Source organism: Spirosoma harenae, from assembly GCF_054776975.1.
In genome coordinates, this window is sequence record NZ_BAAHBD010000006.1 from 304,687 (window position 1) to 330,787 (window position 26,101).

Annotated in this window: 23 protein-coding genes; 21 read left to right on the forward strand and 2 right to left on the reverse strand. The window is 45.4% G+C overall.

Annotation, left to right across the window (positions count from 1 at the left end):
• Positions 1 to 142: 142 nt before the first annotated feature.
• Positions 143 to 2,257, reverse strand: a complete 2,115-nt coding sequence (locus tag ACYVE4_RS05005) for a S9 family peptidase (RefSeq protein WP_460995839.1) — start codon at positions 2,255 to 2,257, stop codon at positions 143 to 145.
• Between the two features lie 90 nt (positions 2,258 to 2,347).
• Between ACYVE4_RS05005 and ACYVE4_RS05010 the strand changes: the two genes are divergently transcribed.
• Positions 2,348 to 3,022, forward strand: coding sequence for a DUF3431 domain-containing protein (locus ACYVE4_RS05010; RefSeq protein ID WP_460995841.1), 675 nt, complete (start codon positions 2,348 to 2,350; stop codon positions 3,020 to 3,022).
• A gap of 100 nt (positions 3,023 to 3,122) precedes the next feature.
• On the opposite strand, the gene ACYVE4_RS05015 is transcribed toward ACYVE4_RS05010, so the two are convergent.
• Positions 3,123 to 4,772 carry an FAD-binding dehydrogenase gene (locus ACYVE4_RS05015; protein WP_460995843.1) on the reverse strand — a complete coding sequence of 550 codons (1,650 nt, stop codon included), beginning with the start codon at positions 4,770 to 4,772 and terminating at the stop codon, positions 3,123 to 3,125.
• A 199-nt stretch (positions 4,773 to 4,971) separates the two neighbouring features.
• On the opposite strand from ACYVE4_RS05015, the gene ACYVE4_RS05020 reads away from it, so the two are divergent.
• From ACYVE4_RS05020 to ftsA, 20 genes are all read left to right on the forward strand, one after another.
• Positions 4,972 to 6,465 carry a M20/M25/M40 family metallo-hydrolase gene (locus tag ACYVE4_RS05020; protein WP_460995845.1) on the forward strand — a complete coding sequence of 498 codons (1,494 nt, stop codon included), beginning with the start codon at positions 4,972 to 4,974 and terminating at the stop codon, positions 6,463 to 6,465.
• Between the two features lie 80 nt (positions 6,466 to 6,545).
• The gene (locus tag ACYVE4_RS05025; protein ID WP_460995847.1) at positions 6,546 to 6,968 is read left to right on the forward strand and encodes an FtsL-like putative cell division protein; all 423 of its coding nucleotides are present in this window, start codon (positions 6,546 to 6,548) and stop codon (positions 6,966 to 6,968) included.
• Entirely contained in the window at positions 6,958 to 9,099 is a 2,142-nt protein-coding gene (locus ACYVE4_RS05030; protein WP_460995849.1) for a penicillin-binding protein, read from the forward strand. The genes ACYVE4_RS05025 and ACYVE4_RS05030 overlap by 11 nt, the downstream gene beginning before the upstream one ends.
• 100 nt (positions 9,100 to 9,199) lie before the next feature.
• Entirely contained in the window at positions 9,200 to 10,663 is a 1,464-nt protein-coding gene (locus ACYVE4_RS05035; RefSeq protein WP_460995851.1) for a UDP-N-acetylmuramoyl-L-alanyl-D-glutamate--2,6-diaminopimelate ligase, read from the forward strand.
• A gap of 107 nt (positions 10,664 to 10,770) precedes the next feature.
• On the forward strand, positions 10,771 to 11,979 hold the full coding sequence (gene mraY, locus ACYVE4_RS05040) for a phospho-N-acetylmuramoyl-pentapeptide-transferase (RefSeq protein WP_460995853.1): 1,209 nt from the start codon (positions 10,771 to 10,773) through the stop codon (positions 11,977 to 11,979).
• Positions 11,980 to 12,102: 123 nt separating this feature from the next.
• Positions 12,103 to 12,546: a 50S ribosomal protein L13 gene (gene rplM / locus ACYVE4_RS05045; RefSeq protein WP_460995856.1), complete on the forward strand. Its 444-nt coding sequence runs from the start codon at positions 12,103 to 12,105 to the stop codon at positions 12,544 to 12,546.
• A 6-nt stretch (positions 12,547 to 12,552) separates the two neighbouring features.
• Positions 12,553 to 12,939 (forward strand): 30S ribosomal protein S9, encoded by a 387-nt coding sequence (gene rpsI / locus ACYVE4_RS05050; RefSeq protein ID WP_460995858.1) that lies wholly within the window; start codon positions 12,553 to 12,555, stop codon positions 12,937 to 12,939.
• 154 nt (positions 12,940 to 13,093) lie between these two features.
• Positions 13,094 to 13,921, forward strand: a complete 828-nt coding sequence (rpsB, locus tag ACYVE4_RS05055) for a 30S ribosomal protein S2 (RefSeq protein ID WP_460995860.1) — start codon at positions 13,094 to 13,096, stop codon at positions 13,919 to 13,921.
• A 194-nt stretch (positions 13,922 to 14,115) separates the two neighbouring features.
• Positions 14,116 to 14,949, forward strand: a complete 834-nt coding sequence (gene tsf, locus ACYVE4_RS05060; RefSeq protein WP_460995862.1) for a translation elongation factor Ts — start codon at positions 14,116 to 14,118, stop codon at positions 14,947 to 14,949.
• A gap of 365 nt (positions 14,950 to 15,314) precedes the next feature.
• Positions 15,315 to 15,920 (forward strand): RNA polymerase sigma factor, encoded by a 606-nt coding sequence (locus tag ACYVE4_RS05065; RefSeq protein ID WP_460995864.1) that lies wholly within the window; start codon positions 15,315 to 15,317, stop codon positions 15,918 to 15,920.
• A gap of 5 nt (positions 15,921 to 15,925) precedes the next feature.
• Positions 15,926 to 16,135: a hypothetical protein gene (locus ACYVE4_RS05070; RefSeq protein ID WP_460995866.1), complete on the forward strand. Its 210-nt coding sequence runs from the start codon at positions 15,926 to 15,928 to the stop codon at positions 16,133 to 16,135.
• Entirely contained in the window at positions 16,104 to 16,961 is an 858-nt protein-coding gene (locus tag ACYVE4_RS05075; protein WP_460995868.1) for a mechanosensitive ion channel family protein, read from the forward strand. The genes ACYVE4_RS05070 and ACYVE4_RS05075 overlap by 32 nt, the downstream gene beginning before the upstream one ends.
• Positions 16,962 to 17,018: 57 nt before the next feature.
• Complete coding sequence (locus tag ACYVE4_RS05080; RefSeq protein ID WP_460995870.1) at positions 17,019 to 18,017, forward strand: DUF3078 domain-containing protein; 999 nt, start codon at positions 17,019 to 17,021, stop codon at positions 18,015 to 18,017.
• Between the two features lie 75 nt (positions 18,018 to 18,092).
• Positions 18,093 to 18,422, forward strand: coding sequence for a large-conductance mechanosensitive channel protein MscL (gene mscL / locus ACYVE4_RS05085; RefSeq protein WP_460995872.1), 330 nt, complete (start codon positions 18,093 to 18,095; stop codon positions 18,420 to 18,422).
• 91 nt (positions 18,423 to 18,513) lie between these two features.
• Complete coding sequence (gene murD, locus ACYVE4_RS05090) at positions 18,514 to 19,860, forward strand: UDP-N-acetylmuramoyl-L-alanine--D-glutamate ligase (protein WP_460995874.1); 1,347 nt, start codon at positions 18,514 to 18,516, stop codon at positions 19,858 to 19,860.
• 70 nt (positions 19,861 to 19,930) lie between these two features.
• On the forward strand, positions 19,931 to 21,052 hold the full coding sequence (locus tag ACYVE4_RS05095) for an FtsW/RodA/SpoVE family cell cycle protein (RefSeq protein WP_460995876.1): 1,122 nt from the start codon (positions 19,931 to 19,933) through the stop codon (positions 21,050 to 21,052).
• Positions 21,053 to 21,209: 157 nt separating this feature from the next.
• Entirely contained in the window at positions 21,210 to 22,301 is a 1,092-nt protein-coding gene (gene murG / locus ACYVE4_RS05100; protein ID WP_460995878.1) for an undecaprenyldiphospho-muramoylpentapeptide beta-N-acetylglucosaminyltransferase, read from the forward strand.
• A 116-nt stretch (positions 22,302 to 22,417) separates the two neighbouring features.
• Positions 22,418 to 23,803: a UDP-N-acetylmuramate--L-alanine ligase gene (gene murC / locus ACYVE4_RS05105; RefSeq protein ID WP_460995880.1), complete on the forward strand. Its 1,386-nt coding sequence runs from the start codon at positions 22,418 to 22,420 to the stop codon at positions 23,801 to 23,803.
• A gap of 37 nt (positions 23,804 to 23,840) precedes the next feature.
• Positions 23,841 to 24,608, forward strand: a complete 768-nt coding sequence (locus ACYVE4_RS05110) for a cell division protein FtsQ/DivIB (protein WP_460995882.1) — start codon at positions 23,841 to 23,843, stop codon at positions 24,606 to 24,608.
• Positions 24,605 to 26,092: a cell division protein FtsA gene (gene ftsA, locus ACYVE4_RS05115; protein WP_460995884.1), complete on the forward strand. Its 1,488-nt coding sequence runs from the start codon at positions 24,605 to 24,607 to the stop codon at positions 26,090 to 26,092. The genes ACYVE4_RS05110 and ftsA overlap by 4 nt, the downstream gene beginning before the upstream one ends.
• Positions 26,093 to 26,101 lie beyond the last annotated feature (9 nt).

Sequence of the window (26,101 nt, forward strand, 5' to 3'; positions counted from 1 at the left end):
GAGTGCGATCAATTTTTACAGACTATTCTTAGAAAGCATTTTTGTCATGCTGAGGAAGGAAACATCTTAAAGCGCCCTGACGAGTTAATTCGGGGACCTTAAGATGCTTCGTTCCTCAGCATGACAAATAGGATAATTATTATCACTGCCGCTCTCCTACCAGATTCAGCATAAAAGCGTACTCCAGCGCGATTTCTTTTAACGCCTGAAAACGCCCTGATGCGCCACCGTGACCGGCTTCCATATTTGTATGGAGTAGCAATTGATTAGTATCGGTTTTGAGCGCACGGAGTTTGGCAACCCATTTGGCTGGCTCCCAATATTGCACTTGCGAATCATGCAATCCTGTGGTTACGAGGAGATTAGGGTAGGCTTTCTTCTCTACATTGTCGTAGGGCGAATACGACAGCATATAATCGTAATAGGTTTTGTTTTTGGGATTGCCCCATTCTTCAAATTCGCCGGTTGTCAGCGGAATGCTTTCGTCGAGCATAGTTGTGACGACATCCACAAAGGGAACGGCGGCTACGACACCCCGATACAGTTGCGGGGCCTGATTGATGACCGCACCCATCAATAAACCGCCTGCGCTGCCTCCCATCGCAAAAAGTTTATTGGCACTCGTGTACTTATTGTTGATCAAAAACTCCGATACGTCCACAAAATCGTTAAACGTATTTTTCTTCTTCAACATCTTCCCATCGTCGTACCACCGACGACCCATTTCCTGACCACCCCGAATGTGCGCAATGGCAAAAATGAACCCCCGGTCAAGCAAACTTAGCCGTGTTGAGCTAAATCCCGGATCAGTTGAATAGCCATACGAACCGTAAGAGTATTGGAGCAAAGGAGCGGAACCGTCTTTTTTCGTGCCTTTTCGGTATACAAGCGATACGGGCACTTGCACACCATCGCGGGCGGTTGCATAGACACGCTCAGAAATGTAGTTCGTCTTGTCAAATCCACCCAGAATTTCCTGCTGTTTTTTGAGCGTTTTTTCCTTCGTATCCATGTTGTAATCGAAGGTAGAACCGGGCGTAGTCAACGAGGAATAACTGTACCGAAGAATATTCGTGTTGAAATCCGGATTATAGCCGATGCCTGCTACATAAGCGGGTTCGCCAAAATCCAGGTATTCGTCAGTTTTAGTTTTTTGATTAATGACCCGAATATTGGTCAGACCGGCTTTCCGTTCGCCTAAAACCAAGTGATTGACAAACACATCCATATTGGCCAAATACACATCAGGACGGTGCGGAATGACTTCTTTCCAGGCGGTCTTATCAGCCGTTTTCCCTTCTGGCACTTCCATTAATCGGAAGTTCTCGGCTTTCCAGTTTGTCCGAACATAGAACTTGTCCTGATAATGCACGACGTCGTATTCGTGGCCTTTCTCACGCGGTAGAAACGACTTAAATTTCCCGATCGGCTGGCTGGCCAGTAACAACCGGGATTCTGTTGAAACCCCATTATGATCGGAAACAATCATAATGTATTTCTTTGATTTAGAACGTCCTAACCCCATGTAAAACTGATTGTCAGTTTCCTCATAGACCAATACGTCAGCCTTCGGATCAGTGCCCAACAGGTGTCGATAGACTTGATAACCGAGTAATGTTTGTGGGTCTTTTTTAATGTAGAAGAGCGTTTTATTGTCAGCGGCCCAGGCAAAACTTCCAGCTTCAGTATTCGGAATGATTTCAGGATACAGTTTACCCGTTTTCAGATTCTTTATCCGTAATGTATACAGTCGACGGCTTACTGTATCTTCAGCAAAAATGGCCAATTCGTCGTTATCCGACACCTCGTAACCGCCAAGTTGGTAGTAATTATGTCCTTTCGCCATTGCGTTTCCATCAAACATAATTTCTTCCTGACCTTCCAGCGAGCCTTTTTTTCGGCAGTAAATTGGGTACTCTCCACCCGTAATGAATCGGGTGTAATAATAGTAAGCACCCTCTTTGTAGGGCACCGACTCGTCCTGCTGCTTGATACGCCCTTTCATTTCATCAAATAGCTTGTCCTGCAAGCTTTTAACTGGCGCTAATACCTGGTCGAGATAGGCGTTTTCAGCTTCGAGGTATCTGATTACTTCGGGATTTTCACGCTCGTTAAGATAGTAGTAATTATCGATCCGTTTATGTCCGTTCGTAATCAGTTCTTTGGGTTTGATAGCCGCTTTAGGCGTTGTCGGTTGTCCCTGCGTCATCGTGTAAAGTGATAATATAAAAAGAAATGAAATGTAGACCTGTTTCATGGTAGTTTGTTGGCTATCGGAAGATTAGCTGTAAAAATAACGGCTACCGTAACGAAACCTAAACGGTTTTGGAAACCTTTTAGGTTTGCTATGCTCAAACTTGTTGTTGCTCATTATACTGAAAACCTGAACTGGCTGCGCAATATTCCAGCTAATATTCAGACCACGGTATACGACAAAAATCCTGATGATTTAACAAAGCCCAACGGCATTTTACTACCTAACGTTGGCCGGGAAGCTCATACTTATCTATACCATATTATTAGCCAATACGACTCGCTGGCTGACTGGACCGTTTTCTGTCAGGGTAAACCGTTCGATCATGCGTTCGATTTCAAGAAATCGCTTCGTCTATTTGCCGAAGATCCCGACGCAATTAGTCCAACCGGCTTTCGATGGCTGGGCCATCTAATCGATACAGACGACAATCAGGGACATCGACTATTTCAGCCATGGAGCAAAAATGAAGATGGACGCGGGCTTGATTTGCAGAGCTTTCATCGAGCTGTTTTCGGTACCGATGGCCCTGATTATTACACGTTTGTGCTAGGAGCTCAATTCGCCGTCCATCGGGATGTTTTGCGGCAACGTTCGCTATCCTTTTATGAAAATGCGCTAACCGTTTCTACTTCATTTCCCGATGCCGCTCACTGTTTTGAGCGAAGTTGGAATCACGTTTTGGGTGTACCAGGAATTGATCCAGATTGGCTTGCTGGCCGGATGACAGTACATCTAAAACCGATGCGACATCAGCAAATTGAGTGAAACTCACCTCACCCCTAACCCCTCTCCTAAAACAGGAGAAGGGATACCAGTCCCCCAATTTCTCCCCTCTCCTGTTTTAGGAGAGGGGTCGGGGGTGAGGTCACCCCTCCTTAGCCGCTGCCCGCCCCGCCGTACGACCGGAGAAAATACATCCCCCCAGAAACGTCCCTTCCAGCGCTCGATAACCATGCATACCTCCCCCACCAAAACCCGCCACTTCACCAGCGGCATATAGTCCCGAAATAGGTTCGCCATTGCTCCCAAGTACCCGACCAGATAAATCGGTTTGCAGACCGCCTAGTGTTTTTCGGGTCAGAATATGTAATCGAACAGCAATTAGCGGTCCTGCCTTCGGATCGAGTATAGCATGAGGTTTAGCCGTTCGAATCAGTCGGTCGCCGAGGTATTGGCGTGCTCCGCGAATGGCTGTAATTTGTGCGTCTTTACAAAACGGATTGAGTATCTGCCTGTCACGAGCCACAAGTTCATGTTCAAGCGAAGAGAGGTCGATCAGATTCTCTCCTACCAAAGCGTTCATTCCATCGACCAAGTCAGCCAGATTGTCTTTGATGATGAAATCAACACCATGCTGTTTGAATGCTTCGACGGGCGCAGGTGCTGATTTGCCCACAGCCCGACCTACTACCTGACGCCAGCTTTTGCCCGTTAAATCCGGGTTCTGTTCCGATCCAGATAATGCAAACTCTTTGCGAATAATAGCTTGATTTAAAACAAACCAGGTATGATCGTAGCCCGTTTGGCGAATGTGTTTCAATGTACCTAATGTATCAAAACCAGGAAAAAGTGGCACAGGTAATCGATTACCGCGTGCATCGAACCACATCGACGAAGGACCAGGCAGAATGCGAATGCCATGATGATTCCAGATTGGCGCCCAGTTCTGAATGCCTTCTGTATAGTGCCACATCCGGTCGCGGTTAATTAGGTTGGCGCCAGCCGTTTCAGCGATAGCCAGCATTCGTCCATCCACATGCTCCGGCACACCCGATAGCATGTGTTTCGGTGGCGTACCCATTCGTTCGGGCCAGTTTTGCCGAACCAATTCGTGATTGGCACCAATTCCTCCTGACGTAACGATAACAGCCTGAGCCTGTAACGTGAATTCTCCGATAACTATACGGGAGCTTTTTCCACCCCGCTTCGCAGAACTTGACTCCAGAATATCGCCCTTAACGCCATGCACAACCCCGTTGGTGACGAGTAATTCATTAACCCGATGACGAAATTTCAGTGTAATTAATCCTCGTGTTACGGCTTCCTGAACTCGAAATTCAAATGGAGCCAATACGCCCGGACCAGTTCCCCATGTGACATGAAATCGTGGTACAGAATTACCATGTCCGATGGCTCCGTAACCGCCCCGCTCAGCCCAGCCGACGATCGGAAAAAAACGGACACCCTGTTGGTATAGCCACGAACGTTTTTCACCAGCCGCAAACGCAACGTAAGCTTCGGCCCATTTCTTAGGCCACTCATCCTCAGGCCGGTCGAAGGCAGCAGTGCCCATCCAATCAGCCAATGCTAGTTCGTATGAATCATGAATTTTCAACCGGCGCTGCTCAGGAGAATCAACCAGAAATAACCCACCGAATGACCAGAATGCCTGGCCACCCAGATTCTGTTCGGGTTCCTGATCGAGCAAAATCACTCGCTTTCCAGCATCGGCCAGTTCAGCTGCTGCGACCAACCCCGCCAGACCCGCTCCAACAATAAGTACGTCGGTGTCCATATGTTACAGAATACGTAGTGTCCTCTCCTTAAAGACAGTATAAACCAGAGACTATCTACCTACTTTAACCAAATGCGATTATTTTTCTAACTTTTTTCGAATCATCCGAACGGTTTACTCATTTATCGCGTCTAACCATTGCATCGAAATCACGATCGTTTTCGTATATTTAGCAGAGAATTCTGCCACCCATCCTCACATGACCCGGACGTTTTACGTGCCTCGTTTTCGGCTCGTTTTGTTCTGTATCGGCACTGCCGGTGCCCTAACCGCTTTTTACCCCGAAAAACTATCCTTTCAGAAGGTTTTTACCCGAATTAATAAAGAGGTATCCGACCACAGTCGCGCTTACGAAACCTTAAACCAGGCTTCCGAACGGGTTGGGCATCGTCTTACGGGAAGTCCAAACGGTAGTCGGGCTGAAGCTTACGCCTTTGATTTATTAGCGTCTTATGGCTTCAAAGAAGTTCGTTACGAGCCGTTTGAAGTAGAAAGCTGGATGCGTGATACGGTTACGTTATCGATTGTCCCAGCCAAAAGTGACAATTTCCGGGAAGTGCCAGTTGTAGCGCTGGCCCACTCGCCCATTGAAGCGCACGTGCGGGGAGAAATTATCGATGTGGGCAATGGTCTGGAAGGCGATTTTGCTGCACTAAAAGATAAACTAAAAGGCAAGGTTGCACTAGTCAATATCGGCCTGTCTGCACCGACCAAAGGCTCCCGAAACCTCCACCGCTCTGAAAAAACGGCACTCGCTATTCAGTACGGAGCTACGGGGGTGATTATGGTCAATTTAGTGCCGGGAAATATACTGCTAACAGGCACAGCATCGGTAACAGGCAAACTAATTCCCATTCCATCTGTCTGTATCTCACTCGAAAGTGGGGAAGCGCTTCGATCCTGGATGCAGGAAGAACATGGCCGTCTTCATGCCCTAATCGATATGACCAATACGAGCCGGAAAATAAAAGCTCGTAATGTAGTGGCTACACTGAAAGGCGCTAAATATCCTGACGAAAAAATAATTGTCGGCGGCCATCTGGACTCCTGGGATTTAGCAACGGGAGCAATTGACAATGGCATCGGATCGTTTGCGGTGATGGATATTGCCCGAACCTTTAAATCGCTGAAATTGAAGCCCAAGCGCACAATTGAGTTCGTTCTGTTTATGGGCGAAGAACAGGGACTTCTTGGGTCGAAAGCGATGGTCGAAAATCTGAAGAAATCGAATCAGCTGGATAAAGTTCGTTACATGATGAACCTCGACATGACGAATGACCCCAGCGGTTTAAACGCTTTTGGCCGAGCCGACATGGTTCCATTTCTAAGTGAAATTGGCGAAACCATGAAGTCTGTCGAATCGAATTTTGCTAATGAAATGCAAAATCAGGCTGGATTGCATTCTGATCATCAGCCTTTTATGCTCGAGGGCGTTCCAGTCGTTGGGATGAACGGCCATTTGTCCAGATCCGTTCTGGATTGCTACCATGCCAACTGCGACCGTATGAATCTGGTGAATGCTGATCAGTTGAAGAATACTGTACGGTATTCTACCATGCTCTTGTACGCCCTTGCTGATGCTGACGATATTCCAGCTCGTCGCCAGAACGATACGCAAACCCGCGATTACCTTGTGGCTCAGGGTTTACGAACGCCTTTGCAGATCGCCAATGAATGGCGCTGGAAAGAATAAATTCTTTCGTAAGGTGAGTTAGTCTGCCTACGAAACGATGTTTTCGTTTCTTTGTAATTCGATCGAATCCTAACCCAATCATGGCAAAAAATACGTTTCGACGGCCGACCGAGCCTGAACGCGCTGAGCGCATCGTTGAGCAAAAAAAACAACGACAACGACGTAAACTTAAATTAGCGTCCTGGCTGAACGACTCGATCGGCTTAGATCGACTTTTTGGCGAAGACAACGCCTGGCCAATTCAACATATAGACCGGATTTTGTGGGTTACGGCTCTCCTCATTATTTATATTGGTCTGAATCACAATGCAGAACGACTGGTTCGACGCATTCAGCGTACAAAAGCTCAGGTCGATAATTTACGTTCGAAACATACCGTTCTTCAGGCCGATTTTGACCGAAGTGGCAAACAATCTGAAATCAGTAAGCGAATAACTTACCTAAGTCTGACCGATAGTCTAACCCCTCCCCATAAAATCGTTGTCAAGTCCAATGAATATTAAACAGGATATTATCCAACGGGCAAATCACATATTTTATATTGTGATTGTTCTCGCCATTGGCGTATTGGTTCGGCTTGTCTACGTCCAGTATTTTCAGACCTACGAGGAAAAGAAAACGAAGAAAAAAATACCCTGGCGCGACGGGCTTGCCAAAACAATCTTCAAGCGTGACACGATCAAGGCAATGCGCGGCAACATCTATGCTAACGATGAACGCTTGCTGGCTACGTCACTTCCTTACTATGTAGTTGGTCTTGACCCAAGTATAGCTAAAACTGATTATTTCAATAAAAAAGTCGATTCGTTAGGCATCATCCTTTCGAGCATCTATCGGGATAAGTCTCCTCATGATTATGCCCAGCTCATACGGGATGCTCGAAAGCGAGAAAGTAAATACATACTGCTGAATCATCGTCGGATTACGTTTCAGGAGCGTCAGGAATTGCTCAAATGGCCTTTTTTCCGATCCACCGCTAAAACAGCAGCCCGTGGTGGTGTCTTACGCCCTTACTACGAGCGGTATCATCCATTTGGCCAAATGGCGGAACGCACCATCGGTAGTCTGGATGCGAGGTCTGGTCGAGGGCTTATTGGACTAGAGGCCTCTTTTCAGGACGCGTTGGCCGGTAAAAATGCGGTGGGATTGGTCGAGGTTTTATCACAAGGCGTTCGTAAGCCTGTCAACGACGGTCCTGAGATGACTCCCGAACCAGGTATGGACCTTTATACAACGATTGATGTCAACTATCAGGACATGGCCGAATCGGCGCTACGCGATGCATTAATCAAATATAAAGCTGACAAAGGCAGTGTGGTGGTGATGGAAGTCGCCAGTGGCGAAATAAGGGCCATGGCCAATCTCACCAAATTAAAAGATGGGCGCTATGTTGAAAATTTCAACCACGCGTTAGCTGGCCGAACGGATCCTGGCTCGACCTTCAAATTAGCGACGATGATCGCTTTATTGGAAGAAAAAGCCATTAATCTTGATCAAATTGTTGAAACCGGCCATTCTGCCATTCTCTACAAGGGTCATCGAATTGCCGATTCGAATGGAGGTGGTTCAGGCACGCTTACCGCTCGGCAGGTTTTCCAGAAATCATCGAACATTGGTACGCATTTACTCATGCGAAGCTATTTCTATTCCCGGCCGGATTTATACTGTCAATACCTGCGTCGGTTCCGTTTGACCCAACCAACCGGAATTCACATGAAAGGAGAAGCCATGCCGATTGTTCGAAATCCCGATATGAAAGGCTGGAGTAAGATCTCCCTGGCCTCCATGTCCTACGGATACGAAATGCAGATTACACCGCTGCAAATGTTGACGTTTTATAATGCTATCGCCAATAATGGATACTGGGTGCGGCCAACTATTGTCAAACAAATAAAACTGGCTGGTGAGGTTATTGAAGAGAACAAACCCTATGTTTCTCCAGAGCCAATCTGCTCGAAAGCAACACTACAGAAAGCGAAGGAATTACTTCGGGGAGTCGTAGCCGACGATCATGGCACGGCCCATGCAATCAACACGAAATACTATTCCATTGCCGGAAAAACAGGAACCGCCCAAAAATTTTATAATGGTGTCTATCACCCAGATAAGCATTACACGTCATTCATCGGTTATTTCCCGGCTAACAAGCCTAAATACAGCATGCTTGTAATGATCGATAATCCCTATCAGGAAGGGAAAGTAGGCAGATTATATGGAGGAGCCGTGTCGGCACCGGTCTTTAAAGTCGTATCGGATCGAATTGTGGCTTACGATATTCGCATGCATGCCCCGCTCCAAGCAGGTTCGTCGCAACCTAGTTCAACAACTAGTTTGGTGGCAGGTTATGCTGATGATTTACATACCATTAGCTCGGCACTGAACCTTACCAATGAGCCGTCAACCGAAGGGTGGGTCGAAAAAGCAGCAAGTGGCCAATGGAAATCTCGCCCAACCCGCGCCAGTCAGGTTCCCGATGTTCGGGGGCTGACCTTACGGGATGCTTTATTTCTGCTCGAAAATCGGGGATTTCGCGTGTCAATTGAGGGCCGAGGGAAGGTAAAAGAACAATCCGTTGCGCCAGGCGCAGACATTGCCAAAGCGTCGAGCAAACATATTACGCTAAGGTTAGGGTAATGATTCAAATTGCCTTTGTCGATCTGTAAATTAGGTAGTCCAAAACTCAATCTGTTTTTTTGCAGCCATCAAACGGGGTGTTGACTCGTTTATAACAGGTATGCAACTCAAAAATCTTCTGTATAAAATTCCACTGCTGGCCACATCCGGCAGCATGGATACCAACATTACGGCCCTTACCATGGACTCGCGAAAGGCGGGTCCTGGAAGTTTATTTATCGCCGTTCGTGGCACAGTTACCGATGGGCACAAATTTATCGAAACAGCCATTCGTCAGGGGGCATCAGCTATTCTATGCGAAGAGTTACCTGTCGATATGTCTCCGGGCGTTGCTTTTATCCGTGTTCAGGATTCGGCCCGAGCGATGGGGCTGGTGGCGTCTAATTTTTACGAACACCCCTCGCAAAAGCTCAAACTCATTGGCGTAACGGGCACAAATGGTAAAACCTCCGTTGCAACATTGCTTTTTCGCTTGTTCCGCGCATTAGGGTATCGATGCGGGTTGCTCTCCACCGTTCAGAATCAGATTGACGACGAAGTCATTCCGACGACTCATACTACGCCCGATGTCATTACGATCAATCAATTATTGGTGAACATGCTGACCCACGGTTGCACGCATGTTTTTATGGAAGTCAGTTCGCACGCGGTTGTGCAGGAACGAATTGCCGGCCTAACGTTTACAGGTGGCATTTTCACCAATATCACGCATGATCACCTTGATTTTCACGGCACGTTCGACAACTACATTCGCGCCAAAAAAGGGTTTTTCGATCAGCTTCCCGCTTCCGCTTTTGCCCTGACTAACGTAGATGATAAACGGGGCCTAGTGATGCTTCAGAATACAGCCGCGCGAAAAGAGACGTATTCTTTAAAAACCTTAGCCACCTTTAAAGCCAAAGTCATTGCCGACAGTCTGTTTGGCTTACATGTGCAGGTCGATGAACATGAAGTCTGGTTTAAACTGATTGGCCGGTTTAACGCTTATAACCTGCTCAGTGTTTATGGTACAGCCATATTACTTGGCGAAGACCCCGCCGAAGTCTTAACGTTATTATCGGCAATTACACCGCCACCGGGCCGTTTCGAACAGGTCGTATCTGACGACAAAATCGTGGGTATTGTTGACTACGCTCATACACCCGATGCTCTCCAGAACGTACTGGAAACCATTAATGAATTGCGGCAGGCCAACGAACAAATTATTACAGTAGTTGGCTGTGGTGGAAATCGTGATGCGGCTAAACGGCCAATCATGGCTGAAATCGCCTGCCGGTTCAGTGATCGTATCATTCTTACTTCCGATAATCCGCGCAACGAAGATCCGATGGCTATTCTGGAGCAAATGCAAGCTGGCGTTCCTCCTGTTGATTATAAGAAAACGATCACCATTGAAGATCGTCATGAAGCCATTCGCAAAGCTGTTTCACTAGCCCAACCACACGACATTATTTTGGTGGCTGGCAAAGGCCATGAAACCTATCAGGAAATCAAGGGAGTCAAGTACGATTTTGATGACCGGGCGATTTTGCGAGACGCTTTCGCGGAACGCGGAAATCAGTAACTTTGACACATGTATAATTTTGAATGATTGAATGACTAAATGATTGAATAAAAACACGAGTCACGGATTCAATCATTCAGTCGTTCAATCATTCAGTCATTAAATTTATGCTCTATTACCTCTTCCAGTTTCTTGACGAACGCTATAATTTCCCTGGTGCCGGGGTTTTCCAATATATCTCTTTTCGTGCCTTAGGTGCAGTAGTGACCTCCTTATTGATCGCGGCCATTTTTGGACGACGTATTATTGATACCCTGCGTAACCTCCAAATTGGCGAATCCATCCGGGATTTGGGACTGGAAGGGCAAATGCAGAAACGGGGAACACCAACCATGGGGGGCTTTATTATTCTGGCGTCGCTTCTGGTTCCAGCATTACTATTCGCGAAACTCTCCAATGTATACGTCGTGCTAGCCCTTGTATCAACTGTCTGGACAGGCATGATCGGCTTTCTGGATGATTATATTAAGGTATTCAAGAAGAATAAAGAAGGACTACAGGGTAAATTCAAAGTTGTAGGCCAAATTGGCCTTGGTATGATCGTCGGGCTGACGCTTTACTTTAACCAGTATGTTAAAATTCGGGTATACGCTCCACGCAGACTGAGCACCTCCAACGTACCCGATATATACACCGATATTAAATCGACCCTAACGACGGTTCCCTTCGTCAAGAATAATGAGTTTGACTACAGCTCTTTATTGTTCGGCTTTCTCCCGGACGAATACACGTGGATCATTTATGTGCTGGTCTGTATTTTTATTATTACAGCGGTGTCGAACGGCGCAAATATTACAGATGGCATCGACGGATTAGCCGCTGGCACATCAGTGATTATCGGCCTAACAGTTGGCGTATTAGCTTATCTGTCAGGAAATAAAGTCTTTTCTCAGTATCTGAATATCATGTATATTCCAAATGCTGGAGAGCTGGTGATTTTCTGTGCTGCTTTCGTCGGTGCCTGCGTTGGGTTCCTTTGGTATAACTCCTACCCTGCTCAGGTATTCATGGGCGATACGGGCAGCCTGATGCTTGGTGGTGTTATTGCCGTCTTGTTTCTGGCGATTCGCAAGGAGTTAATGATCCCGATTATCTGCGGTATTTTCCTGGTTGAACTCGTATCTGTCATTACACAGGTTAGTTATTTTAAATATACCAAGCGTAAGTATGGAGAAGGCAGGCGAATCTTTTTGATGTCGCCCTTACACCATCATTTCCAGAAGAAAGGCTACCATGAAGCTAAACTTGTAACACGCTTCTGGATCGTGGGAATCATTCTAGCCGTGCTGGCCTTAGCTACATTGAAGCTGAGATAGAATGATTTCGCTTACAGTCTTGCTTTTCAGGGCTATATAGTCTATATTTGCACTCCCGTTTAGAAAGCGGGAGTGCCTTTTTATGGGCAAGTCATTAGAAATCAACCAATTAGTCTCCATAAAGTGAATACGCTCAGTTACAAAACGATCTCTGCCAACAAAGAAACGGCGCAGAAAGATTGGGTTGTGGTAGACGCTCAGGGTGAAGTGCTTGGTCGGCTGGCCAGCCAGATCGCACGCCTGATCCGCGGCAAACACAAAACCAACTTTACTCCGCACGTTGACTGCGGAGATAACGTGATTGTCATCAATGCCGAGAAGGTACGTCTAACAGGCGCTAAGATGACTGACAAAGTTTACGTTCGCCACACAGGTTATCCCGGTGGTCAACGGTTCGCATCGCCCCGGTTGTTACTTGAAAAACACCCAGAGCGCATCATCGAGCATGCTGTGAAAGGCATGTTGCCGAAAAATCGGCTTGGTCGGCGGTTGTACACCAACCTGTATGTTTACGCTGGTGATCAACACCCGCACGAGGCTCAGCAACCCACAGCAGTTAAATTCTAAGTCATAATGGATCGTATTAATACCATTGGCCGCCGTAAAACTGCCATCTCGCGCATTTACATGTCGGCAGGGAGCGGAGCCATCTCGGTGAACGGAAAAGATTACAAGCAATATTTCCCAACTGAGGTTCTGCAAATCATTTTGAACCAGCCTTTTGCTGCCGTTAATGGCACAGGCGGCTACGACGTTAAAGTAAACGTTCGTGGTGGTGGTGTAGCTGGTCAGGCTGAAGCAACCCGGATGGCCATTGCTCGTGCACTGGTCGAAATGAATGCTGAATTCCGTCCAGCCCTTAAGAAAGAAGGCTTCCTGACACGGGATTCGCGCATGGTAGAACGGAAGAAGCCAGGTCGGAAGAAAGCCCGTCGTCGGTTCCAGTTCTCGAAACGTTAATTGGCAGAGGGCATTGGGCCAATGGAGTTGGGGATTTACCCGTTACTCCATCCTCTTTCACCTATGCAAAATTGTCCAGACTGCGCTTAGATGATGCCGATGCGTGGTGCTGCGTATTTTTTTACTTATTCTTTTACATTGTTCATTTTAGGAAATGGCACAAATCGAATATAAAGACCTCTTAGACGCTGGTGTACACTTCGGTCACCTTACGCGTAAATGGGACCCCCGGATGGCTCCGTATATCTTCATGGAGAAGAACGGCATCCACATTATTGACCTTAATAAAACAGTAGCTGCTCTCGATGAAGCTTGCAATGCTATTAAAGGTATTGTTCGCTCAGGTCGGAAAGTGATGTTCGTTGCTACGAAAAAACAGGCTCAGGAAATTGTTTCTGAAGAAGCGCGTCGCCTGAAAATGCCTTACGTCACTGATCGTTGGCAAGGTGGTATGCTGACCAACTTCGCTACGATTCGTAAGTCGCTGAAGAAAATGCAAACGCTTGACAAAATGCTGAAAGACGAGGAGACCGTCAAAAGTATTGCAAAGCGGGAGCGTTTGACTCGCACACGTGACAAAGAAAAACTGGAGCGAGTATTAGGTGGTATTGCCGACCTGACCCGTCTACCAGCGGCACTCTTTGTCGTTGACGTAAAACGCGAACACATTGCTGTTGCTGAAGCTCATCGCCTGGGTATCCCTGTTTTTGCGATGTGCGACACCAACTCGAATCCTGATTCAGTAGAATTTGCTATTCCAGCAAACGATGACGCTTATAAGTCGATTGCTTTGATTACGCTTGCTATCGGTAAGGCCATCGAAGAAGGTCTGATGGAGCGTAAACAAGACAAAGACGATCAGCGCGTTCAGGAAGAAGAAGACGCAAAACGAGCTGAAGATCTGGCTCAGGCTCGCGCTGAAGGTGCAACACAACCTGAAGCCGAAGCCGCTCCCGTTGCTGAAGACGAGCAGGAAGCATAAAAGAGTTATAGAGTTGTACGGTTAAATAAGTATAGAGTTTTTTAGTTTATGAGAACTTTATAACGATAAAACGATAAGACTCTTTAACTTAAAAATAGCCCGTAGCCAGCCGCTATGGGCTATTCCATTTCAGTAGACAATACATTGATTACCGAATAACGTTTGGTATTTTAACTTACTAACAACCTATTTTTATGGCAATTACCGCTGCTGACGTAAATAAACTTCGGCAAGAGACCGGAGCCGGTATGATGGACTGTAAGAAAGCCCTTACCGAAGCTGATGGCGATTTTGAAAAAGCAAAAGAAATTCTGCGGAAGCAGGGTCAAAAAATAGCCGATAAGCGGGCTGATAATGCTACCGCAGAAGGTATTGTGCTGGCACACGTTAGTACAGATGGCAAATCAGGTAAAGTAATTGCGCTGGCCTGCGAAACCGAACCTGTTTCGAAAGTTGAAGCCTTCCAAAATCTGGCGATGGCGGTTATGAGTGCGGCCGTTACAACGGATGCTACTGATAAAGCTGCTTTGCTGGCTACACCTCAAGCCGACGGTCGGTCGTTGCAAGATCATATCACTGACCTGATGGGTAAAATCGGTGAAAAAATTGATGTGGCTTCGTTTGAAACTGTCTCTGCTGATAAAGTTGTATCGTACATTCACTCAAACGGTAAACTTGGTGTATTAGTTGGTTTGACCAATACCAATGGCAACGATGTTACGGAAGTAGGTAAAGATATCGCTATGCAGATTGCCGCTATGAAACCCGTTGCTTTAGATAAGGACGGCGTGGACGCTACGATCGTTCAGCGCGAAATTGAAATCGGCAAAGAACAGGCTCGTGCCGAAGGCAAGCCCGAAGCAATGCTCGAAAAAATTGCAATGGGTAAACTGAATAAGTTCTATAAAGAAAATACCTTGCTTAACCAGGAATTCGTAAAAGATAACTCGCTTACGATTTCTCAGCTTCTGGACAAAACCAGCAAAGGGCTGACAGTATCTGCCTTTAAGCGGGTGGCTATTGGTTAATTAGTTGCCAGTATCTATAAATGAAAAAACCCGGCCAGATGGCCGGGTTTTTTCATTTATAGATGATTAATCTGATCTACCCTTCGGGCATATTATAAGCTGGCTAAAAATACTACATCAAAAATACATCAGCGCCCATATTGCTACTTGCTGCTGATTTGACGAGCCTAAAAAATCTATCTACTTTGTATTCTACATTCTACTATTGCCACTTAACAGGGATTCAAGTATACTTGAGGAAGTAACAGGCTAAATCTTACTAAGAAGTCAGTTATTTATCCTAGTTATTTACGTAACCAAATTTTTACAAAAAAATCGGTTACCTTTTTACCTCTTTTATGTCTAAACACCCATTATCATCTACAATGGAGCATTATTCAGATGAAGAGTTGGTTCGCTTCTATGTCGATACACAACGAAATATCTACTTCGAAAAGCTATATGAACGATACTGTGATAAGGTATATAGAAAATGCCTGTCTTTTACGAAAGACCCTGTTCGGGCTGAAGATCTGACACATGATATTTTCCTAAAGCTGGTTGTTAAACTTGGCAGTTTTAGAGAGCAAGCTAAATTTTCAACATGGCTGTATTCAATCACGTACAATTATTGTACGGACCAAATTCGTTCACATAACTTGCATCGGGAGGTCTATATGGACGAAGGCTGGGAGCGTTTGGATATAGGAGCAGAAGACGGTTTAGCTGAATTAGCCGAAATGGAGGCTAAACAGCTAGAACGCGCACTTCGCCAACTTCCACCCGACGAACAAACGCTGCTGCTTATGAAATATCAGGATGATATCAGCATTCGGGATATTGCGGACATAAATGGGCTGACAGAAAGTGCAGTTAAGATGCGGCTGAAACGATCGCGAGATAAGCTTCGGAAACACTATTTACAAGGAGCTATTTTCTGGTTGTTACTCGCCATTAAAATGGTTTTATCGATTCGCTGGCCTTTTAAATAGCCCCAATGGCAACGTCCAATCCATTTAAAGAGCTGGAATCTGATGCAGTTTGTCCTCCACACCTGAAAACAGAGCTAGTTTCTGAAATCGAACTGATTCGAAATGCGGTTACACTCGTCGATGTCTACATCGGCGATCTATTCGCATTGGCTTCCACATTAGTTAACCCACCACCTATATCCAATGACAATAATTCTAATGGCACCGCTTCCTGAGCTTACGGAAGTGCTACGTAACACCTTTCAAACCCTTATTGATCAATTCGTCGAATTTGTACCCCGGGCTCTGGGTGCCCTGGTTATTCTCTTGATTGGGATCGGTTTTGCTCGATTAGTTTCTTTGATCATACGGCGGGTTCTGGGAAAAGTTGGTTTCGACAAAATAGGTAATCGCCTGAATGAGATTAGCCTGATTAAACAATTAAAAACAGAGATCAAGCTCAGCGAAATTATTGCCAAGGTACTTTACTACTTCATTTTGCTGGTTTTCATTAAAGCGGCAACCGAAAAATTGGGCGTGGGTGCTATTACCGAAATGGTAGCCTCACTTATAAATTTTATTCCGAAGCTTATTGCAGCAGCTATTATGCTTCAGGTTGGTGTACTGATTGCCGATACCTTACGGGGAGCAGTTATCAGTGTATGTCAATCGTTCAACATCGCATCGGGCCGTTTGCTGAGCATGATTGTGTTTGTCTTCTTTCTGGTTATTACCGTCATCAGTGCACTAGGGCAGGCTGGCATTAATACGGAACTGCTCGAATCTAGTTTTAACCTGATTATTGGTGGCGTCATTTTCGCCTTCGCTATCGGTTATGGGATTGCTTCACGTGATTTAATGGCGAATATTCTTTCCTCTTTCTATACAAAAAACAAGTATAAAGAGGGACAGATCATTCAGATTGATGATGCTAAAGGCGAGATCATTAAGGTTGACAATCTGTCGATTACATTGCGCACTGGCGAAACAACAACCATTATTCCGCTTCAAGCTTTGCAAGTAAAAAAGGTAGAAGTGTTCGAAAAGGAGTCGGCCAACTAGCACTCTCTCAGAGAGAGGACTATTCAATACAATCATACCTCTTAACAGTTAACCTATATGAAGAAAAATCTGCTCTACGTGTTGATTAGCTGGCTTACCATTCATCAAATTCAGGCCCAGGACTCTATCAGAGTTACCACTAATTTTAAGGATACCGTAGCGGTAAAACCCGATACCTCTTATTGGCAAAAGTCATTTAGTGGTGGAGTTAATTTCAACCAGGCTTCATTCAGTAACTGGTCGGGGGGTGGAGTTAACTCCGTTGCGATAGGAGCCGTTGTTGCTGCCCGTGCTCTCTACGAAAAAGGGAAAACTTCGTGGGATAATACGGCCGATTTACAGCTTGGTTATGTAACACAACTGAGTACTACTCGCAAAGCCGCCGATCAAATTATCCTTATTTCTGTCGTCGGCCATCAGATTGCACCAAAGTGGGATCTGTTTGTGTCAGGCACGTTCAATACGTTTTTTGCCCCTGGTTATCGATACGATAAATTACCCACCGATCAACCCCGACTAAAAGTATCCAACTTTTTTGCTCCTGCGCAATTGACAATTGGTGTCGGCGCATCGTATAAACCTAGTGATTGGTTTGCTCTTCGAATTAGCCCCATTGCTCCTCGCTTTACATTCCTGGCCGACGAGAGTGTACGAGTTCGTCAACAGGCAGATGGCACGTACGTTCCTGATCCTACGCAGAAAGCATATGGAGTTGATCCGGGGAAAAGTAGCCGAACCGAATGGCTGGCCTTCCAGCTGCAGGCAGCTCTCAACCGAAATCTAACCGAGAACATATCACTTAACGCTCGGTATCAGCTCTTTACGGAGTATTCGAAATTGGATAACATAAACCACCGTCTCGATCTGATTCTGACCGCTAAAGTCAGTCAATATTTAAGTACTACATTCGGGTTAATTGCCTTATATAATAAAGATTTCAGTTCTGATCTTCAAATTCAGCAAACGCTGGCAATCGGCCTTGTATATAATATCAGTTCATTCAAAAAGAAAAAAGATACACTTAAATCGGGCGATCCTTTACCAGGAAGGTTTTGATTTTAACCAAATAGTAGATACTTTGCTCACAACTAGTACCACTTGTTACTTTTCTAACCCAAAAATCACAAGTTTATGCTGAACGAATTCAAAACTTTCATTGCCCAGGGAAACGTCCTGGACTTAGCCGTCGGCGTTATTATTGGTGCAGCTTTTGGCAAAATTACCACGTCGCTTGTAGAAGACATTATTAACCCAGTTCTTGGTCTAGTACTAGGAGGAATCGATTTCAGTCAGTTAAAAGTTGTGTTGAAAGAAGCGGTCGGCACTACTCCGGAAGTAGCCATTCGATACGGTAATTTCCTGAATACGGTTATTCAGTTTTTAATTATTGCGTGGGTTGTTTTTATGATTGTGAAGATGGCTAACCGCGCTCGTTTGTCGAGTTCAATGGCTGGTAAATAAAAACACCCAGAGAAAATTTGGTTGAAAAGCCCTGATTGGTAGTCGGGGCTTTTCTATTTATGCGTTACTTTGCTACTAGTAAGTTTTTATTATGTCAGCTCAGAAAATCGTTGTTCTTGGTGGAGGTGAAAGTGGCGTTGGAGCTGCCTTGTTAGCACAGGCGAAAGGCTTCGATGTTTTTCTGTCGGATAAAAGTGCCCTGAAAGAAAGCTATCGCACAACGCTTCAGCAAGCCGGAATTCCCTTTGAAGAAGGGCAACATACCGAAGAAACGATTCTGGATGCTGTCGAAGTCATTAAAAGTCCAGGAATTCCATCCACTGTTCCGTTAGTACAAAAACTTCGGACACAAGGAACGCCCGTCATCTCGGAAATCGAATTTGCAGCTCGTTACACAAAAGCGAAACTGGTCGGGATTACGGGCAGTAATGGTAAAACAACAACGACTTTATTAGCGTATCATCTTCTCAAAACAGCAGGGCTAAATGTAGGGCTAGCCGGTAACATCGGCGACAGTTTTGCCGAACAGGTCATTCTCGATCAATTCGACTATTACGTACTGGAACTCAGCAGTTTTCAATTAGATGATATGTATGATACGCATCTGGAAGTAATGGTCTTGCTTAACATTACTCCCGATCATCTTGATCGATACGCTTACAATTTCCAGAATTACGTTGATTCTAAATTTCGGATAGTACAAAACGCCCAACCAGCCGACACGTTCATATTCTTTACTGAAAGCCAGCCTATTGTAGACGAATTAGCCAAACGAAATCCAGTCGTAAACCGACTACCTGTTTCATTGCAAACGGATGTAGATCCCGGTGGGTATGTACAGAATGGACAACTGATTGCAGCGTATAACGGAAGCTCGTTCACAATTGATCAGGCGGAAACGCCCTTACGAGGCCCACATAATGCGATTAATATGTTGTCGGCCATTTTGGTTGCTAAATCGCTCAAGGTTTCGAATGATTCGATTGTAGCAGGACTGAAAACATTCCAGAATGCCGCTCACCGGCTTGAACCAGCTGGCACAATCAATGGTGTGCAGTTTATCAACGACTCAAAAGCGACAAATGTTGATTCGGTTTTTTATGCGTTGTCGAGTATGGATACGCCAACCGTCTGGATTGCAGGCGGATTGGATAAAGGGAATGATTATAGCCAGTTGGATGATTTAGTTCGTCAGAAAGTAAAGGCACTGATTTGTCTTGGTGTAGACAATCATAAATTAGTAGCCTATTTCGATCAGATAGTACCCGTGATTTATGAAACCCAGTCAGTTACCGAAGCCGTACAAAAGGGATTGGAATTTGCACAATCCGGCGAAGTCGTGCTTCTTTCACCTGCCTGCGCAAGTTTTGATCTGTTTAAAAATTACGAAGACCGGGGCAATCAGTTCAAAACAGCCGTACAGGCATTAATTAAATAGTTTCAGATTGAATAATTGAAACTTGACCCCTGCAACTTAAATTTTATCCAAACCTATAAACTTAAAAAACATGGCTCTTCGCGAGTGGATCCGCACCAATCTTAAAGGTGATCGTCAAATCTGGTGGATTGTTCTCTATTTGTCGATCATGAGTATCCTGGTTGTGTATAGCGCAACCGGCACGAAGGCGTTTCGGGAACTCGACGGGAATACAGAGGTTTTTCTGCTCAAACATGGATCTCTGCTGCTTGTTGGGTTAGCCTGTACCTACTTTGCCCATAAGGTTAATTACGTTTATTATGCCCGACTATCGAAATTCGGCCTTTGGTTATCCATTCCTTTATTACTGTGGGCTTATTTCGATGGCGAAAAAATGAACGGCGCGTCGCGTTGGGTAACGATTCCGATCATCAATCAAACCTTTCAGCCGTCGGATCTGGCAAAACTGGCCCTGATTTCCAATCTAGCTGCCATGTTGGCCAAGCGGCAACGGTTCATGAATGATCCAACCGTTTTGTTCAATCTGATTCTATGGATTGGTCTGATCTGTTCACTAATTATTTTGTCTAATACATCAACAGCACTGTTATTGGGAGCAACCTGTTTTCTGTTGATGTACATTGGTCGGGTACCTGTTCGCTACTTAGGGTATATGATTGCGGTTTGTGTACTTTTTGGCAGCATTGCTTTGCGGGTTGGCCAGCGTTTAGAAACGGCTATTAATCGGATCAAGAGTTTTTTTGATCCTAAAAATATCCCTGATCAGGTTAGGGAATCTTACATTGCTCTGGCCCATGGCAGCCTGGCGGGAACAGGGCCAGGCAACAGCCACCAGCGCAATACGCTCCCTAATCCATTTTCTGATTTCATTTATGCCATTATTGTTGAAGAATATGGTCTACTGCTGGGAGGTATCCCCGTTGTACTGGCTTATTTATGGTTCCTGTGGCGAGGTATGACAACCTTACAGAAAGCCACCCGACCATTTGGCGGACTTCTCTCAGCAGGTTTAACCTTCAGCATTGTCTTTCAGGCCTTCGCCAGCATTTGCGTCGCAATTGGAATGGTTCCGGTAACGGGTCAGCCACTCCCTCTACTAAGTATGGGGGGCACATCACTCATATTTACTGGTCTGGCAATAGGTATCGTCCTGAGTGTCAGTCGCGATGAAGCCGACGAAAGTAAAATTTAAGGGATTTACGAAACGATCCGCCATCGTGCGGTACGGTTTACGATCTATGATTTATAGAGTGCGCTCTATTTATCAATTCGTAAATGCATAAAATAATAAGGAATCTATTGGTTTATCCTATATCGTAATTCATCAACCGCAAACCGTAAATCAATACATGAATGTTATTATCAGCGGGGGGGGAACCGGCGGTCATATCTATCCAGCCATTGCTATTGCTAACGAATTAAAGGTAATTGACCCTACCACGAAAATCCTGTTCGTAGGTGCCGAGGGCAAAATGGAAATGGAAAAAGTCCCTCGTGCCGGCTACGACATTCTGGGATTACCTGTGGTGGGTATCAAGCGCGAATTGACACTATCCAATCTGGGATTTCCTTTCAAATTGGGAAGAAGTTTACTCCGAGCACGACAAATCGTCCATGATTTTCAACCCGATGTAGCTGTAGGTGTAGGTGGATATGCCAGCGGTCCACTTCTGTTGGCCGCATCGATGAAGAGAATTCCAACGCTGATTCAGGAGCAAAATTCGTATGCTGGACTGACGAACAAAGTATTGGCTCGCTGGGCAAAACGTATATGCGTTGCCTATCCTGACATGGAAACGTTCTTTCCAGCTGCTAAAATTAAACTAACAGGAAATCCCGTTCGAAGCGATATTCAATTAGCTGATCAGCAAGTAGAAGCTGGTCGGAAGTTATTCAATCTCGAAGCTACTCGACCAACGCTGTTAATTATTGGTGGTAGTCAGGGCGCTCGGAAAATCAACGAGAGTATCGAAGCCGGTTTAGCTCGTTTTGTCGAAGCGGGTATTCAGGTAATCTGGCAAACTGGCCCTGCTTTTATTGAGCGAGCCCGAGCAGCTGTGGCGGCATTGCAATCGCCCTTAGTTAATGCTTACGACTTTATATACGATATGGATAAAGCCTATGCGGTTGCCGATGCGGTTGTGTCGAGGGCAGGAGCATTATCCGTATCTGAACTATGCATAGTAGGTCGTCCGGCAATTCTGGTCCCCTTCCCGGCAGCCGCTGAAGATCATCAAACTAAAAATGCCATGAGTCTGGTGAATCATAAAGCCGCTTTATTGGTCAATGATCGAAACGCACCTGAAGAACTCGTCACGGCAGCGCTTAAGTTGCTGAATGACCCGGCCCAACAGAGACAATTAAGTAAGCAAATAAAAACGTTCGCCAAACCTAATGCTGCTCAAGATATTGCGGCCGAAGTCATTAAACTAACTAAGTAAAGAATAATATCGATTTTGTCATGCTTCCTTCGTCAGCATGACAAAATCGAAACGTTAAAACAGGAACAAACTCAAATTCTCCTCCTTCTCTATTACTATTTTCTTCCTCCAACGAAATGACCCTGGATCAGTTCAAATACATTTATTTTCTTGGTATTGGTGGCATTGGCATGAGTGCCTTAGCGCGTTGGTTCCGCGTCAACGGCTACAGTGTAGCCGGATACGACAGAACATCAACGGCCTTAACCGACGCTTTGCAAGCAGAAGGCATTACTATTCACTTTACCGAAGATGTTGATCAGATACCCGTTGTGTTTCGGGAGAATCCTGCCGAAACGCTTGTGATTTATACACCCGCCGTTCCGAAAACTCACCATGAATACATTTACTTAACCGAGAAAGGTTTTATCCTCCAGAAACGCTCGCAGGTACTAGGCTTACTGGCAGGCCAGATGACGACGATTGGCGTAGCCGGAACGCATGGAAAGACCACTACCTCATCGATGGTTACGCACATTTTGCGGGATTCGGGGGTGAACTGTGCGGCTTTTCTGGGGGGGATTACGGCGAATTACGGCACAAATTTTTTACTCAATGAACCTGCCGAGGACTTACGTTCAGTGATATGCGTTGTCGAAGCCGATGAGTTTGATCGATCGTTTCTAACTCTTTTTCCTAAATATGCTATTGTCACATCAACCGATGCTGACCATTTGGATATTTATGGTGCACACGAGGCTGTCTTAGAGTCGTTTGGCTTATTTGTAAGCCAGATTGAGCCTGATGGTGTACTGTTTATGAAAAAAGAATTAACGCTGGCCAATAAAACAAAAGCGGAGGTTCGACAGTACTCACTACAGGCGGGTGATTATTATAGTCAAAATTTACGTATCGAACAGGGTGCTTTTATATTCGACTTAGTATATCCGAATGGTATAATTTCCGATATTCACCTCATGGTTCCCGGATTTCATAACGTAGAGAATGCGGTTGCGGCTGGAGCAGTAGCTCTGGAGGTAGGCGTATCGCCCGACTTAATCCGTTCAGCACTAAATACATACCGGGGAGTTCGCCGTCGATTCGAGTATATTCTTAAGACAGATAAGGCTATTTTAATTGATGATTACGCTCATCATCCGGCTGAGGTATATGCTTTTTTATCATCGGTCAAAGCCTTATATCCAGATCGCGAATTAACCGCTGTTTTTCAGCCACATTTATTCAGTCGTACCCGCGATTTTGCCGATGGTTTTGCGGAAAGTTTATCCTTAGCTGATCATGTTATTTTGCTGGATATTTATCCTGCCCGCGAACTTCCAATAGAGGGAGTAACGTCTGATTTAATTTTCAAAAACATACGCTCGAAAACTCGCCAAAAATGCACCAAAGAGGAATTGTCTGACGTTGTGCGAAAAACAAAACCTTCGCTACTTGTCACAATTGGCGCAGGCGACATCGACCAACAACTTTCAACGTTAAAAACTATTTTAATAAGCCAGTAGATAAAAATATATGAAAAACAATTAAGCTTATACACAGATGTTTTCTACCTTTAAATCATCCAAAAAGTTATTGTTTGCTGTAGGCGGAATTTTAACCTTGTTTGGCCTTATTGCTTTTACCGAAATTAAGCATGGTCAGAAGCGGGTAAAGAACGTAATCATACAAATTGATCAGATTGATGGCCATAGCTTTTTAACCAAAAAAGACATAATGGGTTATCTGACCAAAGAAGGTATCGATCCTATTACAGACAAAAACTATGCCGATATTGATTTACAACAGTTAGAAACACGAGTAAAACAGCATGGTTTGGTAAAAAACTGCCAGGTTTCGCGTGACTTAAATGGGGATTTGCTCGTCGTGATAGAACAACCCCGTCCATTGGCTCGACTGGTATTGTCGGAAGGCGGAAAAGTATCAGGCCAGTATGTTAGTGAAGAAGGACGTTTTTTTCCGATTTCGATGAATTATTCGGCCCGTGTACCCATTTTAACCGGCCGCTATTTCATTAAGAATCATTCGCTGGAGAGTATGCAAAATCAACCGTTGTTGACTTTGTTAAAACGAATACATGAGGATCCGTTTTGGCGAGCACAAATTACAGAATTATCGGTTGATGAACAGGGCTACGTAACCATGTGGCCTGAACTGGGGAATCATCGAATTGAATTCGGAAAACCGGATGAATTAGATGCAAAATTTAGGAAATTAAAATTAGTCTATACCAACGTTTTACCTGCCAAAACCTGGGATCGTTATAGCCGGATAAACGTTGAGTATCGAAATCAAATAGTTTGCGAATGACAAAAACGGGCATGGACGAGAAAATTGTAGTTGGTCTGGATATAGGCAGCACCAAAGTTTGTGCTGTGGCCGGACGGTTGATTCGGAATAACAAAGAGCAGGAAACGCTCGAAGTGCTTGGAGTAGGCGAAACAAGTCTGACCGATGGCGTTGCCAAAGGTTCGGTTGTGAACGTCAACAACACCGTTAATGCCATTCGACGGGCTGTAAATGAGGCATCTAACCAGTCGAATCTGGATATCCACCTGGTAAACGTCAGTTTCAGCGGTTCACACGTTGCGTCGGTTAAGTCGAGTGGCAGTATCACTCGATCGTCGTCGGGCGATGAAGTGCAAACTGAAGATATCGATCACTTGCTGAACGATATGTACCGCACGTCAATCCCGGCCGATAAGGAAATTATCCATGTGCTGCCGATGGATTTCGTAGTCGATACCGAAACGAATGTCAATCAACCCGTTGGCCGCAATGGCGTTAAACTTGGAGCTGATTTTCAATTAATTACAGCTCAGGCAAACGCAGCACGCAACATTCGCAAGTGCATTACCCGTAATAATCTGGCGCAGGATACCATGATGCTGTCGGCGCTGGCTTCGGGGTTGGCCGTTTTGACCGATGAAGAAAAATACGCAGGTGTTGCCTTGGTCGATATTGGTGGGGGAACTACTGAGGTGGCCATCTACTACCGGAATGTCCTTCGTCATGTAGCAGTATTCCCCTGGGCCGGTAATAGCCTAACGTCGGATATTCAGGCGGGTTGCAAAATTCTCCCGAATCAGGCCGAATTGCTCAAGAAAAAGTTTGGCAATGCCAATCCGGGCGAATATAATGTAAACGAAGTGGTGGCTGTTCCAGGTTTAAGTAATCGCAAGCCTAAAGATGTGCTACTGAAAAATGTGGCTGTCATTATCGAAGATCGACTTCGCGAAATTGCCGCGCTTGTACAGGCTGAAATTATTCGGTCGGGTTACGATGGCAAATTGCTGGGCGGTATGGTTCTGACAGGCGGTTCAGCCTTGATTCCAGGTGTTGAACACATTTTCGGACGCGTAACTGGCATTGAAGAAGTGCGCGTTGGTTTCCCGGAGCATCTGGAGCCAAACGGTCGCGCTGACTTAGTTGGAGATCCCGCTCATGCTACGGCTGTTGGTCTGGTCTGGGCAGGTTATAAAACCATCGATAACCGCATCTCTTTCATTACGGACCCCAATAAGCTTGTCAAGGAAGAAGAGAATCCACCTACCAATATCGGCGGAACCAGTGGCAATGGACATAGTGGCCCCTACAGTGGCAATGGTTCATCCACTGGAAGCGGATCGCGCGGTCCGCAAGGTCAACAACGAGGCCAGGAAAAAGAACGCGAACGGGAAAAAGACCCCGAGCCAGAATACGAACAGGAAAAACCAGGTATACTGGATTGGTTACGAAAAGTACTCCAGCCTATTCGCGGAAATGAGACAGACACCTATTCAAAACTACAGTAATATCACTTA

What these genes read in the sequence shown, in the direction of transcription:
- ACYVE4_RS05005 (WP_460995839.1), bottom strand. Translation starts at nt 2,257, where the DNA reads ATGAAACAGGTCTACATTTCATTTCTTTTTATATTATCACTTTACACG.
- ACYVE4_RS05010 (WP_460995841.1), top strand. Translation starts at nt 2,348, where the DNA reads ATGCTCAAACTTGTTGTTGCTCATTATACTGAAAACCTGAACTGGCTG.
- ACYVE4_RS05015 (WP_460995843.1), bottom strand. Translation starts at nt 4,772, where the DNA reads ATGGACACCGACGTACTTATTGTTGGAGCGGGTCTGGCGGGGTTGGTC.
- ACYVE4_RS05020 (WP_460995845.1), top strand. Translation starts at nt 4,972, where the DNA reads ATGACCCGGACGTTTTACGTGCCTCGTTTTCGGCTCGTTTTGTTCTGT.
- ACYVE4_RS05025 (WP_460995847.1), top strand. Translation starts at nt 6,546, where the DNA reads ATGGCAAAAAATACGTTTCGACGGCCGACCGAGCCTGAACGCGCTGAG.
- ACYVE4_RS05030 (WP_460995849.1), top strand. Translation starts at nt 6,958, where the DNA reads ATGAATATTAAACAGGATATTATCCAACGGGCAAATCACATATTTTAT.
- ACYVE4_RS05035 (WP_460995851.1), top strand. Translation starts at nt 9,200, where the DNA reads ATGCAACTCAAAAATCTTCTGTATAAAATTCCACTGCTGGCCACATCC.
- mraY (WP_460995853.1), top strand. Translation starts at nt 10,771, where the DNA reads ATGCTCTATTACCTCTTCCAGTTTCTTGACGAACGCTATAATTTCCCT.
- rpsI (WP_460995858.1), top strand. Translation starts at nt 12,553, where the DNA reads ATGGATCGTATTAATACCATTGGCCGCCGTAAAACTGCCATCTCGCGC.
- rpsB (WP_460995860.1), top strand. Translation starts at nt 13,094, where the DNA reads ATGGCACAAATCGAATATAAAGACCTCTTAGACGCTGGTGTACACTTC.
- tsf (WP_460995862.1), top strand. Translation starts at nt 14,116, where the DNA reads ATGGCAATTACCGCTGCTGACGTAAATAAACTTCGGCAAGAGACCGGA.
- ACYVE4_RS05065 (WP_460995864.1), top strand. Translation starts at nt 15,315, where the DNA reads ATGGAGCATTATTCAGATGAAGAGTTGGTTCGCTTCTATGTCGATACA.
- ACYVE4_RS05070 (WP_460995866.1), top strand. Translation starts at nt 15,926, where the DNA reads ATGGCAACGTCCAATCCATTTAAAGAGCTGGAATCTGATGCAGTTTGT.
- ACYVE4_RS05075 (WP_460995868.1), top strand. Translation starts at nt 16,104, where the DNA reads ATGACAATAATTCTAATGGCACCGCTTCCTGAGCTTACGGAAGTGCTA.
- ACYVE4_RS05080 (WP_460995870.1), top strand. Translation starts at nt 17,019, where the DNA reads ATGAAGAAAAATCTGCTCTACGTGTTGATTAGCTGGCTTACCATTCAT.
- mscL (WP_460995872.1), top strand. Translation starts at nt 18,093, where the DNA reads ATGCTGAACGAATTCAAAACTTTCATTGCCCAGGGAAACGTCCTGGAC.
- murD (WP_460995874.1), top strand. Translation starts at nt 18,514, where the DNA reads ATGTCAGCTCAGAAAATCGTTGTTCTTGGTGGAGGTGAAAGTGGCGTT.
- ACYVE4_RS05095 (WP_460995876.1), top strand. Translation starts at nt 19,931, where the DNA reads ATGGCTCTTCGCGAGTGGATCCGCACCAATCTTAAAGGTGATCGTCAA.
- murG (WP_460995878.1), top strand. Translation starts at nt 21,210, where the DNA reads ATGAATGTTATTATCAGCGGGGGGGGAACCGGCGGTCATATCTATCCA.
- murC (WP_460995880.1), top strand. Translation starts at nt 22,418, where the DNA reads ATGACCCTGGATCAGTTCAAATACATTTATTTTCTTGGTATTGGTGGC.
- ACYVE4_RS05110 (WP_460995882.1), top strand. Translation starts at nt 23,841, where the DNA reads ATGTTTTCTACCTTTAAATCATCCAAAAAGTTATTGTTTGCTGTAGGC.
- ftsA (WP_460995884.1), top strand. Translation starts at nt 24,605, where the DNA reads ATGACAAAAACGGGCATGGACGAGAAAATTGTAGTTGGTCTGGATATA.